This is a genomic window from Nocardia aurantiaca (assembly GCF_009708175.1).
GTDB lineage: Bacteria > Actinomycetota > Actinomycetes > Mycobacteriales > Mycobacteriaceae > Nocardia > Nocardia aurantiaca.
Window position 1 is genome coordinate 543,923 of the sequence record NZ_WMBB01000002.1, and the last position, 17,730, is coordinate 561,652.

The 17,730-nt window shown below is 69.0% G+C and carries 14 protein-coding genes; 9 read left to right on the top strand and 5 right to left on the bottom strand.

All coding sequences use genetic code 11. The features are described from left to right. The first annotated feature begins 93 nt into the window (after positions 1–93). The 3 genes from GLP40_RS05800 to GLP40_RS05810 are packed head-to-tail and all read left to right on the top strand — an operon-like array spanning position 94 to position 5,517. Positions 94–2,607 carry a serine/threonine-protein kinase gene (locus GLP40_RS05800; protein WP_154786725.1) on the top strand — a complete coding sequence of 838 codons (2,514 nt, stop codon included), beginning with the start codon at positions 94–96 and terminating at the stop codon, positions 2,605–2,607. After that, entirely contained in the window at positions 2,604–4,811 is a 2,208-nt protein-coding gene (locus GLP40_RS05805) for a protein kinase domain-containing protein (protein ID WP_328289739.1), read from the top strand. The genes GLP40_RS05800 and GLP40_RS05805 overlap by 4 nt, the downstream gene beginning before the upstream one ends. 19 nt (positions 4,812–4,830) lie before the next feature. Continuing rightward, entirely contained in the window at positions 4,831–5,517 is a 687-nt protein-coding gene (locus GLP40_RS05810; protein ID WP_328289740.1) for a nucleoside/nucleotide kinase family protein, read from the top strand. Here GLP40_RS05810 and GLP40_RS05815 read toward each other — a convergent pair. Genes GLP40_RS05815 through GLP40_RS05825 form a run of 3 tightly spaced genes read right to left on the bottom strand, consistent with a single transcriptional unit; the run spans position 5,502 to position 8,880 of the window. After that, positions 5,502–6,395: a PfkB family carbohydrate kinase gene (locus GLP40_RS05815; protein ID WP_154786726.1), complete on the bottom strand. Its 894-nt coding sequence runs from the start codon at positions 6,393–6,395 to the stop codon at positions 5,502–5,504. The genes GLP40_RS05810 and GLP40_RS05815 overlap by 16 nt on opposite strands. A gap of 17 nt (positions 6,396–6,412) precedes the next feature. Then, on the bottom strand, positions 6,413–7,243 hold the full coding sequence (locus GLP40_RS05820; RefSeq protein ID WP_154786727.1) for an SDR family oxidoreductase: 831 nt from the start codon (positions 7,241–7,243) through the stop codon (positions 6,413–6,415). Then, complete coding sequence (locus GLP40_RS05825; RefSeq protein ID WP_407671535.1) at positions 7,243–8,880, bottom strand: aldehyde dehydrogenase family protein; 1,638 nt, start codon at positions 8,878–8,880, stop codon at positions 7,243–7,245. Before GLP40_RS05825 ends, GLP40_RS05820 begins: the two co-directional genes overlap by 1 nt. Before the next feature lie 154 nt (positions 8,881–9,034). Between GLP40_RS05825 and GLP40_RS34700 the strand changes: the two genes are divergently transcribed. Further along, positions 9,035–10,282 (top strand): PucR family transcriptional regulator, encoded by a 1,248-nt coding sequence (locus tag GLP40_RS34700; protein ID WP_328289741.1) that lies wholly within the window; start codon positions 9,035–9,037, stop codon positions 10,280–10,282. Here GLP40_RS34700 and GLP40_RS05835 read toward each other — a convergent pair. Further along, a complete protein-coding gene (locus GLP40_RS05835) occupies positions 10,225–10,563 on the bottom strand; it encodes a DUF2277 domain-containing protein (RefSeq protein WP_154786728.1) in 339 nt (112 codons plus the stop codon). The genes GLP40_RS34700 and GLP40_RS05835 overlap by 58 nt on opposite strands. Positions 10,564–10,885: 322 nt before the next feature. On the opposite strand from GLP40_RS05835, the gene GLP40_RS05840 reads away from it, so the two are divergent. Continuing rightward, a complete protein-coding gene (locus GLP40_RS05840) occupies positions 10,886–11,710 on the top strand; it encodes a DUF1266 domain-containing protein (protein WP_154786729.1) in 825 nt (274 codons plus the stop codon). A gap of 83 nt (positions 11,711–11,793) precedes the next feature. Here the strand turns inward: GLP40_RS05840 and GLP40_RS05845 are convergent, their stop codons facing one another. Next, complete coding sequence (locus tag GLP40_RS05845; protein ID WP_230329251.1) at positions 11,794–12,663, bottom strand: hypothetical protein; 870 nt, start codon at positions 12,661–12,663, stop codon at positions 11,794–11,796. Between the two features lie 364 nt (positions 12,664–13,027). Between GLP40_RS05845 and ftsH the strand changes: the two genes are divergently transcribed. The 4 genes from ftsH to folB all read left to right on the top strand — a co-directional run bounded on the left by ftsH (position 13,028) and on the right by folB (position 17,728). Beyond that, positions 13,028–15,388, top strand: a complete 2,361-nt coding sequence (gene ftsH / locus GLP40_RS05850) for an ATP-dependent zinc metalloprotease FtsH (protein WP_154786731.1) — start codon at positions 13,028–13,030, stop codon at positions 15,386–15,388. Between the two features lie 150 nt (positions 15,389–15,538). Beyond that, complete coding sequence (gene folE, locus GLP40_RS05855) at positions 15,539–16,162, top strand: GTP cyclohydrolase I FolE (RefSeq protein ID WP_154786732.1); 624 nt, start codon at positions 15,539–15,541, stop codon at positions 16,160–16,162. Positions 16,163–16,475: 313 nt separating this feature from the next. Beyond that, complete coding sequence (folP, locus tag GLP40_RS05860; RefSeq protein ID WP_154786897.1) at positions 16,476–17,336, top strand: dihydropteroate synthase; 861 nt, start codon at positions 16,476–16,478, stop codon at positions 17,334–17,336. Then, complete coding sequence (gene folB / locus GLP40_RS05865; protein ID WP_328289742.1) at positions 17,333–17,728, top strand: dihydroneopterin aldolase; 396 nt, start codon at positions 17,333–17,335, stop codon at positions 17,726–17,728. The genes folP and folB overlap by 4 nt, the downstream gene beginning before the upstream one ends. Positions 17,729–17,730: the final 2 nt, after the last annotated feature.

Below are 17,730 nucleotides of genomic sequence, written 5' to 3' on the forward strand. Positions count from 1 at the left end.
TGGCGGGTTCTTTGTCCGAATCTCAGAATTCACGACATCCCCGGATCGACAGTGCGGATCGACAAAATCCGTGCCAGCCAGATGGGTGCGGACATGGCTTCTGGTTCCGACCACCGTTCCGGCGGTTACGCGGCCGGAACGGAATCGAGTGCGGTGGCGGCCTTCGCGGCGGCCTGGGACTCCGCTGTGGCACCGCCCCGAATCGCCGACTATCTGCCCGATGCCGGCACCTTGCGACGTGGCGCGCTGATCGAGCTCATCCGGGTGGACATCCGCCATCGCTGGTTGCGCGGCCCGGCCCGGGCCGAGGTGTCCCCGCCCAAACGGCTGCGCGAATACTGCGCCGAATTCCCCGAACTCAGCGCCCGGGACCTGCCCGCCGGGCTGGTATACGAGGAGTTCGTCATCCGCCGGCACAGCGGCGAGCGCGTGGATCCGCGCGACTGCCTGTCCGAATACCCGCATCAGGCGGCCGAGCTGCGGGAACTGCTGAACGCCGACGACGAGGACCAGAGCACGCGCCGGGCCGGGCTGGAGGAGTCCACGCGCGCTGATCTCGGGCTCGACGCCTCCGAACGGCCGCGGCTCGACGCGACCACCCGCACCGGACTGCTGTTCGACGGCGACAGCACCCGGGTGCCCGATCCGGGTGAGATGACGCTGTACGAGGATCGCTCGCAGCCGGTCGGCATGACGCTCGAGCACACCAGGGCCACCGGCGGGGTCACCACGCCCGAAACCGGGGAGTTGCTCGATCGCATCGAAATCGGCCAGCGCATCGATGATTTCGATCTGCTGACCAATCTCGGTTCCGGGGCCTTCGCCCGGGTCTTCCTGGCCCGCCAGCGCTCCCTCCAGCGGCTGGTAGCGGTCAAGATCTCCGCCGACCACGGCACCGAGCCGCAGACCCTGGCCCAGCTCGACCACGACTACATCGTGCGTGTCTTCGATCAGCGGCTGATGTCGGACCTGCGCACCGAATCCGGGCGCCGGCTGCGACTGCTCTACATGCAGTTCCTGCCCGGCGGCACCCTGCTCGGCGTGCTGCGCTGGGTGCGGGCCACCCCGCCCGCGGAACGCAGCGGGCAGCTGTTGCTGGACGCGGTGGACGCCGCCATGGAGGAGAAGGGCGAGATCCGGCCCACCGACTCCAGCGTGCGCGCCGAACTGGCCGGGCTGAACTGGCCCGAAACCGTGGCGTGGCTGGGTCGCCGATTGGCCGAGGCGCTGGACTACGCGGATGGGCACGGCGTGCTGCACCGGGATGTGAAGCCCGCGAACGTGCTGCTCACCGCCGAGGCGGTACCGAAGCTGGCCGATTTCAATATCAGTTTCAGCCGGAATCTCGACAGCTCCAGCCCGGTCTCGTACTTCGGTGGTTCGCTGTCCTACATGTCCCCCGAACAGCTGGAGGCCTGCCACCCCGGCACCGCCACCAGCGCCGCCGACCTGGACACCCGCGCCGACATCTTTTCCCTCGGCGTGGTGCTGTGGGAGCTGCTCACCGGCGCCAAGCCCTTCGACGACACCACGGCCGGGCCCGGCGACCACGGCGACCGCACCACCCTCGAGGCCATGCTGGCCCGGCGGCGCGGCGGAGTCGACACCGCGGCCCTGGACCGGGTGCCGCCCGACTGCCCGGCCGCGCTGCGCCGGGTCCTGCTCACCTGCCTGGCGCCGGACCGTGACCAGCGCTGGAGCAGCGGCGCGATCCTGGCCAAACAGCTCGAGATGTGCCTGGACGAGCGCGCCCGCGACCTGGTCGACCCGCCCCCGCACAGCTGGCGGATGCGGTTGCGGCCCTGGCTGATCCCGCTGGTCACGCTGGCCGTGGCGATCCCGAACACGCTCGCCTCGCTGTACAACATCGCCCACAACCGGGCCTTCATCATCAGCCACCTGTCCGCATCGGCCATGCACACTTTCATGCTCACCACCGCGATGGTGAACCTGGTGTTCTTCCCCCTCGGGGCGGCCGTCATCGTCTACCTGTGCAGGTACGTGATCGTGGTGCCGCGCGGACTACACAAGGGCCGCGAATACGAGCCGGAGACGCTACGCCGGGCGCGCGCGGACGTGCTGCTGGCGGGGGAACGCATTTCCTCGGTGGTGTTCGCGCTGTGGGTGACCGCGAGCGTCACCTTCCCGTTGGTGTTGCGGATCACGGCCACCGACCTACCGGTCCGCGGGGTCGTGCATTTCCTGGTGTCGCTGGTGGTGTGCGGGGCGATCGCGGTGGCCTATCCGTTCTTCCTGGTCGCCTTCTATCTGGTGCGGTGCATCTATCCGATGTTCTTGCGGCACGGGTACATCAGCGCCGAGGACGCGGTGTGGCTGCACCGGCTGGGCCGCCGCTGCACCACCTATCTGGCGGTGGCGGCGTCGGTGCCGCTGCTGGCGGTCGCGGGCGTGACCTTCCTACCGCCGGAGGACATTCCGCAGGTGATCGTGGCGGTGCGGGTGCTCAGCGTCGGCGGGATCGCCGCATTCGTCCTGGTGTACGCCATCTTCCGGGCCTTGGAGGCCGACCTGGCGGCGCTGGAGCGGGTGGTGTCGCCCACGCGGCCGTCGGGGGAGTCCGGCAACGATACGGGCGCCGAACCGTGAGCGAACTACCGGCGCAGGCCCTCGCCCGTTTCGCCGCCGACTGGGAGTCCACCTTGCGCGGCGAGCGCCGCGAGCCGCCGCGGCTGGCCGGCTACCTGCCAGACGGGCACGAGGTGCGCCTGGCCGTTCTCACCGATCTGGTGCGGGTGGACATGCGGCAGCGCTGGCGGCGGGCCGGGATGGAGAAGCGGATCGCCGAGTACCGCAAGGAATTCCCGGAAGTGGAGACCAGTCCGGACTTCGCCGATCTGGTGTGCGAGGAGTACGTGGCCCGCAGCCGCTTCCGGTCCCTGGACGTCGACAGTTTCACCGCCGAATACCCGGAGGTCGCCGCCGAGGTCCGGCGGCGCTTCACCGGCGAGACCCCGCCGTCCCCGCCGCCCGCCCTCCCCGCGAGCATCGGAATCGGCCGCCGCCTCGACGATTTCGACCTGCTCACCGACCTCGGCGGCCATGCCCACCGCCGCATGTTCCTGGCCCGGCAGCGGTCCATGCAGCGGTTGGTCGCGGTGCGGGTGGAGGCGGGCGTGGACGCCGACGCCGACGCCGTCGCCCAACTCGACCATGAGCACATCGTGCGGGTCTTCGACCAGCGTCTGATCGCCGACGGCAGCAGCGGCAGACCCTTGCGACTGCTGTACATGCAGTATCTGCCCGGTGGGACCGGCGAGGGCGTGCTGGCGCGGCTGCGGACCGAGAGGGCCGCGAACGAGGGCGTAGTGGCGCCCGGGCTACTGCTGCGCGCGATCGATTCCGCGATGGAAGCCAGGGGTGAGAGCAGTCCATCCGGGTCACCGGTGCGGGCGGAGATCGCCGGGCTGACCGTGCCGGAAACCGTTGCGTGGGTGGGCCGACGGCTGGCGGAGGCGCTCGAGTACGGGATGCGGCACGGGGTGCTGCACCACGACATCCGGCCCGCCAATGTGCTTTTCACCGCGGAGGGTGTGCCCAAGCTCGCGGATTTCGCGCTGGGGCCGGTGTATTGGAGCGCAAGCTTCATCGGGGCGCGCGGGGCGGACACGAATGACGCTGAGGCGCTGCGCTATCGGTCGCCGGAAGCGCTTGCGGCGTTACTGGATCCGACCGCGCCGCCGCCGGATACCCGCAGCGACATCTATTCGCTCGGCCTGGTGCTGTGGGAAATGCTCACCGGCGCAGTGCCATTCGACGACCCGGAGACGGGAGCAGGACCGGACGTCGTGAAGGACATGCTGGCCCGCCGCATCGACGGCGTGTCCGCGGCGGCGCTCGCCACCCTGCCCCTCGACACCCCGGCCGCGTTGCGACGCGTACTGCTGGAATGCCTGCGACCCGAACCCGCCCGCCGCTGGCAGACCGGCGGGCAGCTCGCCGGTCAACTCGACCTGTGCCTCGACCCGCGAGCGCGGGATCTGGTGGATCCGCCCCCGCACACGCTGCGGTCGCGGCTGCGTGGCTGGCCGGTGCCCATCGCGGTGCTGTGCGTGGGTCTGCCGAACGCGATCGCCAGCTGGTACAACGTCCGGATCAACAAGAGCCTCATCGTGAATGAGCTGCCGACTGTGGATCAGCATCGGTTCGAGCAGGTGGCGCTGGTGAACAATCTGGTCGCCTTCCCCTTGGCCGCGGCGTTGCTGCTGTGGCTGGCGCGGCGGCCGCTGACCGTCTCCTACCGGCTGGCGCACGGCCACGAGTACACCCCGGCCCAGCTCGCCCGCGCCCGCGCCGACACGCTGTTGATGGGCGAGCGGGCGGTGTGGGTGCCGTTCGCCATGTGGCTGATCGCCGGCATCGCCTGGCCGCTGGCCCTGTCGGGGACCGGAGCGCGGTTGCCGCACAATGCCTTCACGCATTTCTTCACCGCGCAGGTGGTGTGCGCGACCATCGCGCTGGCCTATCCGTTCTTCCCGATCATGGTGTACGCGGTGCGGTCGCTGTATCCGCAGCTGCTGGCGCGCGGCTCGGTGGGGCCCGCTGACCGGCGGCAGCTGTCGGCGCTGGCCCGGCGCAGCAATTTCTACCTCGCCGCGGCCGCCTCGGTGCCGCTGCTGGCGGTGGCCAGCGTGACCTTCGTGTCCACCGCGGACCTGTCGCTGGTGATCGTGCCACTGCGGCTGATCAGCGTCGGCGGCGTGCTGGCGTTCGTGGTCACCTATTGGTTGTCGCGGCTGTTGGAGGGGGACCTGATGGCGCTGGTGCGCGCCATTCCCGAAGGCCGCAACTGATTCCCCGTAGGCTCGGGGGGTGGCGGTACGCGGCAGTGTCGAAACCTCCTTGGCGGAGTTGGCGGCTCGCGTGCGCCGCCGCTCCGAAGGGCATCCCGGTCGGTTTCTGCTCGGTATCGCGGGCCCGCCCGGCGCGGGCAAATCCACCTTGGCCCGCGGCATCCGCGACGAACTGAACCTGGCCGCCGGCGCCACGATCGCCGACGTCGCACCCATGGACGGCTTCCACCTCACCAGCGCGCAAATGCGCGCCGCCGGCATCCTCGACCGCAAGGGCGAACCCGACACCTTCGACGCGGACGGCTACGTCGCCCTGCTGCGCACCCTCCGCGACACCGCTCTCGGCACCCCGGTCTCCTGGCCCACCTACGACCGCGACATCCACGAACCCGTCCCCGGCGGAGTCGTCTTCGACCGTCAATCGATCGTGGTCACCGAGGGCAACTACCTGCTTTTGGACGACCGCGCCCACCCGGCCTGGGCCCCCGTGCGCCCCCTGCTCGACGAGACCTGGTACCTGGACGCGCCGCGCCGGATCATCGAACAGCGCCTGCTGCGACGCCACATTCGCGGCGGCCGGACTCCCGAGGCCGCCCGCACCAAGGTGGCGCACAGCGACCTCCGCAACGCCGCCCTCGTCGAATCCACCCGCACCCGCGCCGATCTCGTGTTGCGCAAGGCGGGACGCGGCTACCGGTTCGACTGAGAGTCGAAGTGCCGCATCCATTCCCGGGTGCCCACGAATCCGCAGGAGGCCGTGGCGACCACCGCCGCCCGCCGCAGCGCCAGCGGGAAATCCGCGCCGCGCTCATGAAAGTGGCAGAACGCGCCGTGCAGGATGTCGCCCGCACCAAGGGTGTCGACCGCGGATTCCGCGGGGACGGGGATCTCGCCGCGTCCGTCCGGCATCGAGTAACGGATGGGACCGCCGCCACCGGTGATCGCCGCATACCTCGGTCCTGCCGAGTGCAGATGGTCGAACACCTCGGCGGCCGAATCGGCCTGTACCCCAGGCGGAGTGAACGCACTCGAACAGATGGCGATATCGACGACCGGCAGCAGGTCGGTGTGCACCGGCCGCCAGCGCCCGGCATCGAGCACCACGGGCACGCCCATGGCCCGCGCCGCCCTCGCCAGCCGCACGGCGGGCTCGGGATAGTGCCCGTCGACCAGCAGCACCGTGGCGGATTCGAGCGTTTCGGCCACCGTGTCGTCGAGGCGGGGGTGAATCCGAGACCCATCCAGCGACACGATGGTCCGGGTTGCCGCCGCGGTCGCGACGATGATCGACGACACCGGCGGCTGCTGATCACCGTCGGGGGTCAGATCCACGGTGGCGACCCCGTGCCCGTGCAGATCGCCGCGCATCAGTTCGGCCAGTGGATGTTTGCCCAGCGCCGTGACCAGGGTCGGCGTCGTGCCGGACAGGAACGCGTAGGTCACCGCCGCATTGGCGGCCGGTCCGCCCGCGCCCAGGAACAGGTCGGCGGCCTGGGTCTTGGAGTCCTCGGCGGGATACCGGTCGACGGCATAGGCGAGATCCAATGTCGACAATCCGGCGAAAACCGCACTCCTGCTACCCATGCCGCCGACCCTACGAGCTACTCGCGCACCCGGTTCTCATAGGCCTTGCGCGCGTCGGAGTCCACATCGTCCAGGAACGCGGACTGCGCGCCCAGCGCGCGCCCGATGGCATCGCCGACCGACTGCGGCAGCAATCCCACCACCTGCGAGATGATCCCCGCCACCGCCGTGACGCGGACCTTGGAGCGCGGCTCCACGATCAGCTTGGCGATGGCGTCGGCGATCTCCTCCGGTTCGGCCGGCCGCATCAATTTGGGAGCCGTAACCCCGGATCCCAGTTCGGTTTTGGTGAGCGTCGGCAGCACCGAGGAGAACCGCAGGCCGGTGCCCCGGTACTCCTCGCGCAGGGTATCGGTGAAGCCGAGTACCGCGTGCTTGCTGGCGTTGTAGGTGGCCAGGCCCGGGATGTGGGTCTCGCCCGCGAGCGAGGCGATATTGATGACGTGCCCGCGCCCGCGCGGCAGCATGCGCCCGATGGCCAGCTTGGAGCCGAGGATCACGCCGTACACATTGATGTCGAGAATGCGGCGGGTGATCTGATCCGGCTCGTCCACGACGCGCCCGGTGGGCATGATCCCGGCATTGTTGATCAGCACGTCGATCGGGCCGAGCTGGCGCTCCACCTCGTCGAGGAAGGACTCGAAGGACTGGTGATCGGTGACGTCCAGCCTGCCGTAGACGTCGAAATCCCTTGCCGCACCGGACTCTTTGACAGTGGCCTCGTCGATATCGCCGATGGCGATCTTCGCGCCGAGCGCCTGCAAGGCGGTCGCGCTGGCCAGGCCTATGCCGCGCGCACCGCCGGTGATCACGACGACCTTGCCCGCGATCATGCCGAAGTCGGTCATCACAGCCCCCGCACGGTCTTGATGATGGAGGGCAGGTCGATCCGCCGCAGCCCGCGCGTGCCCGCGGCCCGCATGGCGCCGATGGCGAACATCAGCTTGGGCGGCGAATACGGGAACCATAGCGGTTCTTTGGTCTGCGTCGGCAGGATCGGCTTGGTGATGGCCTGCTGACGGCAGTACTTGCGCACGCCGTTGGGCCCGCCCCAGCGCGCGCCGGTGCCCGATAGGCCCCAGCCGCCCATGGGCAGCGCGAAGCTGAACATATTGGCGAACACGTCATTGATGTTGACCGCGCCCGCGTTCAACTGTCGCGCAACGCGTTCGGCGCGATCCTTGTCGCCGGACCAGACCGAGGCGGACAGGCCGTAGATCGAATCATTGGCCAGCCGAATGGCTTCCGCCTCGTCGGCCACCTTCATGACCGGCAGCGTGGGACCGAAGGTCTCCTCGGTCATGCAGGTCATGGTGTGGTCCACGTCGGCGAGCACGGTCGGTTCGAAAAGCGTTCCGACACCGGTGCGCTTGCCGCCGGTCATGACGCGCGCGCCCGCCTCGACGGCCTCCTCGACGTGCCGCTGCACGATCTGCGCCTGGTTCTCGTTGGCCAGCGCGCCCATGTCGTACTGGGGCCGGCGGCCGTCGACTCCCTGGCGGACCTCCTTGACGGCGGCGGTCAGCTTCCGCAGGAATTCGTCGTACACCGGCGCTTCCACGTACACGCGCTCGACCGAGATGCACACCTGCCCGGCATTGAACAGCCCGCCGAAGGCGATGCCGTGCGCCGCGCGGTCCAGGTCGGCGTCGGCCAGCACGATGGCGGGGTCCTTGCCGCCCAGTTCCAGGCTGAACGGGATCATGCGCTCGGTGCAGGCCGCGGCGATCTTGCGGCCGGTGGCGGTGGAGCCGGTGAACTGGATGTAGTCGACGTTGCCGACCACCGCAGCGCCCGTCTCACCCGCGCCGGTGACCACCTCGAACACCGGCGGCGCGCCGATTTCCCGCCAGCCGCGCGCCAGTTCGACGGCCGACAGCGGTGTCACCTCGGAGGGTTTCAGGATGACCGCCGCGCCCGCGGCCAGCGCCGGGATCACATCGATGACGGGCATGGCCAGCGGGAAGTTCCACGGGGTGATCACTCCGACGACCTGGTACGGCCGGAACACGGTGGTCAGCTCCTTGACCCGGGCCAGCGGGCTGTGCGGCGACGGGTGTTCGTCGGCGAGGAATTTCGCGGCGCGCCGGGCATAGTAGCCGGTGAGGTCGACCGAGAACGCCGGGTCGATGAGCGCGTCCACGCGGGCCTTGCCCGTCTCGGACTGCAGTACGTCGGCGAGATGATCGGTATTGTCCACCAGCCAGTCCTGCAGCTTCAGCAGCCACTGCTTGCGCCCCTCGGGGCCCAGGGCCTCCCAGGCGGGCTGATGGGCGCGCAGTTCGCGGACCTTGTCGGCGACCGTCTCGGCCGAATCGATCGGCACCGTCCCTGCCAGCGCGCCGGTGGCCGGATTGCGGACCTCGAGTTCGGTGGCCGGCACCGGGGCGGCCTCCGGTTTCCGGCCGGCCTTGACGGCGGTTCCGGCCGACTTGCGGGCCCCGGTCTTGCGGGCGGTGCCCGCGGCGGATTCGGTATTGGTCACGGTCTGCCTTTCCCCTGCGCTTCATTGCGGCGGTGAGCTGTGCGCCAGCTCACTGGACTATGATCGTGACACAATTTCGTGAGCCCATGCTTGGCCAATCGGGTCAATTGTTCCGGCCGATTCTGTGCTCTGAGTACAACCCGGAGGTGTGTCCGTGGCGACGACCGCGAACCCGGAGGAGATCCGCCAGTGGATCGCGGATTTCGTCGCCGAGACCCTCCCCGCCGAAACCCTCGAACAGGTCGTCACCCGGCTCGACAACGCCATCATCACCCGCATTCCGGAGCTGCGGGACCGCGATATGCGGCGCGACCTGGCCGCCAGCAGCCGGGCCCATGCCGTCGCCGTGCTCAGCGGCCTCACCCAGGACCGCTTCGAATATCCGGTCCCCGAGCAGGCGCACGCCTTCGCCCGCACCGTCGCCCGCCGCGGCTACGACGTGCGGCTGCTGCTGCGCGTCTACCACCTCGGCCAGGAGGCCGTCATCGACTACATGACCGAGGTGCTCGAGCAGCGGCAGCTGCCGCGGGACATCGAACGATCGGTGCTGCTACGGCTTTTCGACCGCACCACGCGATGGGTGAGCACCTCGGTCGAGGCGCTCACCGACACCTATATGGCCGAACGCGAACGTGGGCTGCGCGCCGCGCTCACCCAGCGCGCCGAGATCGTGCGCAGCCTGCTCGATGGCGCCGAACTGGATATCGAAAGCGCTTCGGGCAAGCTCGGATACCGGCTGGCGCAGCGGCACCTGGCGTTGGTGCTGTGGACCGACGAGGACGCCGCGCCGCTGCCGTCGGACGGCGCCGGTGAGGCCGTTGGGCGGCTCGACCGGATCGTGGCCCGCTACGCGGGCGCGCTGGGCAACGGCAGCCTGCTCACCGTGCCCTCGGGCGCCACCGCGCTGTGGGCCTGGATCGGCCTGGACGCCGAGCTGCCCGAACCGGATGATCCGGTGTGGTCGGTGGAGGCGCCCGCGCGGGTCGCGGTCGGCTTCTCCGCCGCGCACACCACCGGCTTCCGCGACAGCCACCGCGAAGCGGTCGCCGCCCGGCAGGTCGCCGAGCGGGCACGCCCGGGCGCCCCGCGCGTGGTGCACTACGCGGAGGTCGAGGTCGCCTATCTGGCGGGGACCGACGAGGTCGCCATGCGGTCACTCATCGACAGGGAACTGGGCGCGCTCGCCGCACCCGACGGTCAGTCGGCACGATTACGGGAAACCCTGCATGCCTACCTGCGAGCCCGCCGCAGTCCGGACGCGGCCGCGAAACTGCTCGGCGTGCACAAGAACACGGTGCGATACCGGATTCAGCGCATAGAAGAACTACTCGGTCACCCTCTCGATCAGCGCGGATCGCGACTGGAGGTCGCGCTCGACTGCGTGGCGGTATACGGCGTGTGAGCCTGCGAGCCGGAGCCCGCTTCTTCCGTGACGGTGTGCCGGACAGCTCGTCTGCGGCTCGGCGGCTCGCCCTCCGAGGCCGGGCGCTCCGGCAATTCCGCCAGCAGCTGTGTGGTGGCCGCGGCAATGGTCGCGACCGCCTTGTCCACGGCCGCCTTGGTGGCCGTCGTCAATCCCGACACCCCGCCGACTTTGCGCACGTATTCCTGTGCGGCGGCGTAGATTTCTTGCTCCGTGGCTGCCGGGGTCAGCCCGCGCAGGAGGGTGATGTTCCCACTCATGCCCCCAGAGGTTAGCGGCCGATTACCCGCTGTGACAGGGCAAAATTCAGACAATTGCGCAAAGGTGCGATGTATCCGCCGCAAAAGTGCGATGTATCCGAAATGAGACGCGCGGGGTTCGTGGCCGAGCGCGGGGAGGCGGACCGCTCGATTCCGGATTGCGGCTCGAAAACCACCGCCTCCGCTCGATAGACCTCCGTCTTGAAGTTGGGGTAGCGAACGGCTTGCTGGGCCTGCTCTCGGAGAAGCGGAGGACGGAAGAATCGAGACCCAGGAGTCGTGAACCGGCCGGAGCGAAGCGCAGGCAAATTAGACTCTGCTTATGCCCGCCCGCGACGTGCCCACGCTGACGACATTCCCCTACCCGGAGCTCGACCAGCGCGAGGACGATCACTGGTCCGGTGCGCAGGTCTCCGACGACGAACTGCGCGCCTTGTCGCTCGGGGGTTTCTACTCCTCGCGCTGGGATGCCTTCCACGACGCCCTGCTGCTCGGGCCCGAACGCGAGCATCCGCTCGGCGATCGCCGAGAGCTCGCGATCGACACCCTGACCGGGGCGTGGGGCATCACCGACGGCACCGAAGCCATGGCCTCCATGGAACAACTGCTCGACGGCATGCACGGCCCGCTCTACGCGCTCGTGCACCCGCTCGTCATGGCCGCCATCAACTCCCCTGAACGCGATCGCTTCGGTGAGCGCGCCGATCGGCACCGCGCGTTCCTGCGCCAGGTCGGCTCGTTCCGCGGCATGGATAATCCTGAGGCCCTGGTCCGTGATTACGACATCTGGTCGCAGGCCATCAAACTCGGCCTCACCGACCATTTGGTCCGCCCGCTGCCCACGGACATTCAGGCGTGGGACCTGGCCCGCGTGGTCGCCGTCGCCCGCATGGCCTACACCGCGGGCTATCTCGACGCGGATGTCGCATGGGATTACCTCATGCGCGCGCTGCCCCCGGCCCAGCGGAAATACCGGAACTGGCGGCAATTCGGCGACGCCTACCTGGCCGGGTGGACATACTGGCAGGCCTGTGAGGACCTCGCGGAACTGAAATCCGGTGGCGTGGACCGCCGCATGGAATTGTTGCGCCTGTGGATGCGTCCCACCAGCCCGTGGCGGCGTGTCACATTGCAGAAGAACGAGTAGCGGTAGCCGCCGACGAATAAGCCTGTGCGACAGCGCGAATGAATCGTGCGGGGTTCGGGGGCCTTGCCCCCGAACCTTGTCGCTCAATCCGGCAGGGACCGGAGAATTCCGCGTCCGTAGCGCTGGAACTGCGCGTCGTCGACCATGCCGAGCGAATGGCGCTCGACCAGCAATTCCCATTCCGAGTACAGCTTCGCCACGCCCGGATCCGCCGGACCGGCCGCGCCGTCGGCCACCTCGCGCTGGATGGCGAAATTCGATGCGCCCGTGACCCGATCGGTGTCGGCCCGGTCGGTGCCGGTGAAGTGCCAGGTCAGATTGCCGTCGCTGAACTCGACCCCGTATTCGCCGGGTGTGGCGCCGGGCGCCTCGGCCTCGTCGGTGGTGCGCGACCACAGCAGGGTCGCCACCGGTAGCTCATGGGCGAAGCGCTTGCCCGAGCCCAGCGAGATGAAGATCAGCCGCGTGGTGGTGACCGCCAGCAGGCCGGTGGCCCGGGGCGCGGGCGGCTGCGCGGTGACAATGGCGGTCTCCAGCACGTATTCGTCCGGCGTGACATAGCGCTGCAGCGCCGCGACGGCCGGCTTGGCGTCCCGTGTGGGCGTCATGCGCCGCACCGCCCGGTCCACGTCGGCGCGGGTGGGCCCGGTGCGGCCCCAGGAGGGCACGGGCGGGGTCAGATCGGGGGCGGCCACGTCCAGTCGCTGGGTGGCCAGGATCTGATTGTTGATGCGCTCGACGATGACGGTGGCGGCGGGCACATCGTGCTCGGCGATGAGGACCGGCAGCGGGGTGCGGTCGGCGGGGACTCCGGTCAGGACCGGCGTGGGATAGCGCAGATATATTTCGATGACGACGGCGTCATCGGCGCGCCGGTTCAAACGTACCTTGAGCAGGTCGCTGACCGGCACGTCGAGCACGCGCTCGCCGTCGGTTCCGGGTCGTAGCACCATCAAACGCCCGTTGCCGTGACGCACGATCGCTGTGGGTGTCCGTAGCTCGACTATGTCCATACCCCCTGCGCTCTGTTGTGTCGTCACTCACGATAAGACGACCATGCCATGATTGTGACCACTCGGTCCGACACCAGGGGGTGATCGATCCGACGTGTTGCCGCAGATGGTCGGGGAACCACCCGCGTTCTCCAGCCGTTTACCTGTTGAACTGCACTAGCTGCCGAACTGCGCGATGTAACGACTAGACCGTACGCGGTAACGTGGCATGTCCGCATCCGTTCGCCGGAACGGGCGTGCCCCGAAGCATCGCAGGCAAACCGGATACACCCCCCGGAAAGGACTGGCCGCCGGCCGACGCTCTATGAACCGCAAGACTGTGTTCCGCAACCTGGCCATAGTCGCGGGCTTCCTGCTCGTGATCTGGTTGGTCAGCTATTTCAGCAACGACACGCGCGGCTGGCATAGCGTCGATACCTCGGTGGCGCTGTCCCAGCTCCAGGACAAGTCCAATGTCGAATCGGTCCAGATCGACGACAAAGAACAGCAGCTGCGCATCACGCTGAAGAACGGCAATGATGCGACCAAGGGCGAGACCAAACTCATCGCCAAATACCCGGGCGGCGGCGAGGTCTCCGCGCAGGTCTTCAAGGCCGCGCAGGATTCCGGCGCCAAGGTCAACACCGCCGTCAAGCAGGATTCCTGGCTGAGCCAGATTCTGCTGTTCATGCTGCCCATGGTGATTCTGCTGGGCCTGTTCATCTTCGTGATGGCGCGCATGCAGGGCGGCGGCCGCGGCGGCATGATGGGCTTCGGCAAGTCCAAGGCCAAGCTGCTGTCGAAGGACATGCCCAAGACCACCTTCCAGGATGTGGCGGGCGCCGACGAGGCCATCGAAGAGCTCTACGAGATCAAGGACTTCCTGCAGAACCCGGCGCGCTATCAGGCGCTGGGCGCGAAGATCCCCAAGGGCGTGCTGCTCTACGGCCCGCCCGGCACCGGAAAGACGTTGCTGGCCAAGGCCGTTGCCGGTGAGGCCGGGGTGCCGTTCTTCACCATCTCGGGTTCGGACTTCGTCGAGATGTTCGTCGGTGTCGGCGCGTCCCGCGTGCGTGATCTGTTCGATCAGGCCAAGCAGAACAGCCCCTGCATCATCTTCGTGGACGAGATCGACGCGGTCGGCCGCCAGCGCGGCGCCGGCCTGGGCGGCGGCCACGACGAGCGCGAGCAGACCCTGAACCAGCTGCTGGTGGAGATGGACGGCTTCGGTGAGCGCACCGGCGTCATCATCATGGCGGCCACCAACCGGCCCGACATCCTGGACCCGGCGCTGCTGCGCCCGGGGCGTTTCGACCGGCAGATCCCGGTCGGCAACCCGGACCTGAACGGTCGCCGCGCCATTCTGCAGGTGCACTCCAAGGGCAAGCCGATCGCGCCCGACGCCGACCTGGACGGTCTGGCCAAGCGCACCGTCGGCATGTCGGGTGCGGACCTGGCGAACGTCATCAACGAGGCCGCGCTGCTCACCGCGCGTGAACACGGCAATGTGATCACCGGCGCGGCGCTGGAAGAGTCGGTCGACCGCGTCATCGGCGGTCCGCGCCGCAAGTCGCGCGTGATCAGCGAGCACGAGAAGAAGATCACCGCCTACCACGAGGCCGGTCACACCCTGGCCGCCTGGGCGATGCCCGATATCGAGCCCGTCTACAAGGTCACCATCCTGGCCCGCGGCCGCACCGGCGGTCACGCCATGACCGTGCCGGAGGACGACAAGGGCCTGATGACCCGCTCGGAGATGATCGCCCGCCTGGTCATGGCCATGGGCGGCCGCGCGGCCGAGGAGCTGGTGTTCCACGAGCCGACCACGGGCGCCTCGTCCGATATCGACCAGGCCACCAAGATCGCGCGCGCCATGGTCACCGAGTACGGCATGAGCGCCCGCCTGGGCGCGGTCCGTTACGGCCAGGAACAGGGTGACCCCTTCCTGGGCCGGTCGATGGGCATGGCCTCGGACTACTCGCACGAGGTGGCCCGCGAGATCGACGAGGAGGTGCGCAACCTCATCGAGGCCGCGCACACCGAGGCGTGGGCGGTGCTCAACGAGTACCGCGATGAGCTGGACTCGCTGGCCACCGCGTTGCTGGAGCGCGAGACCCTGCATCGCAAGGACCTCGAGGGAGTGCTGGTCACCGTCGAGAAGCGGCCGCGCATCACGGCTTTCAACGATTTCGGTGATCGCACCCCGTCCGACCGTCCGCCGGTGAAGACTCCGCGCGAGCTGGCCGCCGAGCGCGGCGAGCCGTGGCCGGAGGAGATTTCGCGGCCGTCGCGTCCGGTGGCGCAGCCCACCAACGGGTATCCGGAACCGGCCTACGGTGCTTCGCAGCCGCAGTACGGCGGCTACCCGGCGCCGGCGCCGCAGGGCTACCCGCTACCGCAGGCTCCGGCCTATCCGCGGCACGGTTCCCCGACCCACGGTTCCCGCCCGGATTACGGCGCCCCTGCCGGTTGGTCCGCGCCGGGCTGGCCGCCGCAGGAGGACGAGCCGCAGGCCCCGCAGCCGCGCGGTGCGTACGGCGGCTGGGCGCCCGCGGGCAATCAGCGTTACCAGCCGGGCCAGTACCAGCCGGGCCACGCGCAGCCCGAGCATCCGGCCGCGCAGCAGGCGTCCGGGAATGACGAGGGCGAGAAGAACGGTTGGGACGGACCGAACGGTCGTCGCTGACCGCGGTCCCGATAGGCTCAGTGGGTTCGCGGCCCGGCTCGGGCGGGGTTCGGACGGGGTGAACGCCCGGCGGCCGACCCGTCCGAGGGGTTCGGCGACCGCGCCCAGGCCGCGTCTGCATGTGCGGCAAGTCAACACAGGAGGTGTCGATTGTCGGCCACCAACAACCGTGTCGTGTCCGGCTCGATCGCGCTCGACACCGGTCGGCCGTTCGATCAGGAGCGCGCGGAGGCTGCCGTGCGCGAATTGCTGATCGCGGTCGGCGAGGATCCGGATCGTCCCGGGCTCGCCGACACCCCGGGCCGGGTGGCGCGGGCCTACCGCGAGATGTTCGCCGGGCTGTTCACCGATCCGTCCGAGGTGCTCAACACCACCTTCGACGAGGGACACCAGGAGTTGGTGCTGGTTCGCGACATCCCGATGTACTCGACCTGTGAACACCACCTGGTGGCGTTCCACGGTGTCGCGCACGTGGGCTACATACCCGGCCCGCACGGCCGGGTAACCGGTCTGTCCAAGCTGGCCCGCCTGGTGGATCTGTACGCCAAGCGCCCGCAGGTGCAGGAGCGGCTCACCAGCCAGATCGCCGACGCGGTGATGGCCAAGCTGGATCCGCGCGGCGCCATCGTGGTGGTCGAGGCCGAGCACCTGTGCATGGCCATGCGCGGCATCCGCAAGCCGGGCGCCTCCACCACCACCTCGGCGGTGCGCGGCTTGCTGCAGTCCAATGCCGCCTCGCGCGCCGAGGCCCTGGACCTGATTCTGCGAAAGTGAGCTGTGTTGAATTTGCCCTCCGCTTCGCTCCGGGCGGGTTCGCGGCCCCGAGGTCTCGATTCTTCCCTCCTCCGCTCCTCCAAGGCGCGGGTCTGTGGAGCCGTTCGCTCCCCCGCGCTTGGCCGCGAACCTTGGAGGATTCTTTGAGCGAGTCAGGGTTGGGATTGGCCTCGGCTTCGCTCCCGCGCTCCGAGCGCGGGAAGGCGGATCGCAGTCGCGAAGCGAGACCGGCCACGAACCTCGGGTGCGGGTGCTTGGAGGCGCTGTGACAACACGCCTGTTGGAGCCGCGTGGGGGGCGTTCCTGTGTGGTGATGGGCGTGGTCAATGTCACCAGCGATTCCTTCTCCGACGGTGGCCGCTACCTCGATCCGGGGCTGGCGGTGGCGCGTGGCATGGAGCTATACGAGATGGGCGCGGACATCGTGGATGTCGGCGGTGAGTCCACTCGCCCGGGCGCTATCCGCATCGACCCGGAAACCGAAGCGGCACGGGTGGTTCCGGTGATCCGGCGGCTGGCCGCGGCCGGGGTGCCGACCAGCGTGGATACCATGCGGGCCGGGGTGGCCGAGGCCGCCATCGCGGCGGGCGTGACGATGGTCAATGACGTCTCGGGCGGTCGCGCCGACCCGAATATGGTGAAAGTGGTTGCCGAGACCAAGGTTCCGTGGATCCTCATGCATTGGCGCGCCGAGGCGGACTACCGCCATGCCGGTCCGGCCGAGCAGTATGACGATGTGGTGTCCAAGGTCTGGGAGGAGCTGTACGCGCAGGTGGAGTTCGCCCTCGCCGGCGGCGTCGAGTTCGGGCAGCTGGTGCTGGATCCCGGCCTGGGTTTCGCCAAGAACGCCGACCACAACTGGGAGTTGCTGGGCGGCCTGTTCTATCGCATGACGGAGATGATGGACGCGGGCCTGCCGATTCTGATCGGGGCCTCCCGCAAGCGTTTTCTCGGCGGGCTGCTGGCCGATGCCGAGGGTCCGCGCCCGCCGGATGGCCGCGAGGTCGCCACCGCCACGATTTCGGCGCTGGCGGCCGAGCACGGCGCCTGGGGCGTGCGGGTCCACGATGTCCGGTCGTCGCTGGACGCCATCGCGGTCGTCGACGCGACCACCAATGCCGCGCGGCGGCTGCGGGAGCGGTACCGGCGCGAGCGGGGAGCGGTGCAGCGGTGAGCATCGACCGTGCCGGATTGCCCGGTGACCGAATCGAATTGCGCGGCCTGCGCGTGTTCGGCCATCACGGTGTCTTCGACTTCGAGAAGCGGGACGGCCAGGAGTTCGTCGTGGACCTGACGCTGTGGACGGATTTCACGGCCGCCGCGAAGTCCGACGACATCGCCGACACCGTCCACTATGGCGAACTCGCCGAGCAGGTGGTGCGGATCGTGGCCGGTGAGTCGAAGGATCTGATCGAGACTGTGGTCTCCGACATCGCCGACGAGGTGATGGCCGATGCCCGCGTCCAGGCCGTGGAAGTGGTGCTGCACAAGCCTTTCGCGCCGATTCCGCATAGTTTCGAAGACGTCCGAGTAGTCACGTCCCGCCGTCGCGAACCAGAGGAGTAGCG

Excerpts from the sequence above, each read along its gene's own strand:
- GLP40_RS05845 (WP_230329251.1), bottom strand. The coding sequence starts at position 12,663 with ATGGTGCTACGACCCGGAACCGACGGCGAGCGCGTGCTCGACGTGCCG.
- GLP40_RS05815 (WP_154786726.1), bottom strand. The coding sequence starts at position 6,395 with ATGGGTAGCAGGAGTGCGGTTTTCGCCGGATTGTCGACATTGGATCTC.
- GLP40_RS05800 (WP_154786725.1), top strand. The coding sequence starts at position 94 with ATGGCTTCTGGTTCCGACCACCGTTCCGGCGGTTACGCGGCCGGAACG.
- GLP40_RS05835 (WP_154786728.1), bottom strand. The coding sequence starts at position 10,563 with ATGAGTGGGAACATCACCCTCCTGCGCGGGCTGACCCCGGCAGCCACG.
- GLP40_RS05820 (WP_154786727.1), bottom strand. The coding sequence starts at position 7,243 with ATGACCGACTTCGGCATGATCGCGGGCAAGGTCGTCGTGATCACCGGC.
- folP (WP_154786897.1), top strand. The coding sequence starts at position 16,476 with ATGGGCGTGGTCAATGTCACCAGCGATTCCTTCTCCGACGGTGGCCGC.
- ftsH (WP_154786731.1), top strand. The coding sequence starts at position 13,028 with ATGAACCGCAAGACTGTGTTCCGCAACCTGGCCATAGTCGCGGGCTTC.
- GLP40_RS05840 (WP_154786729.1), top strand. The coding sequence starts at position 10,886 with ATGCCCGCCCGCGACGTGCCCACGCTGACGACATTCCCCTACCCGGAG.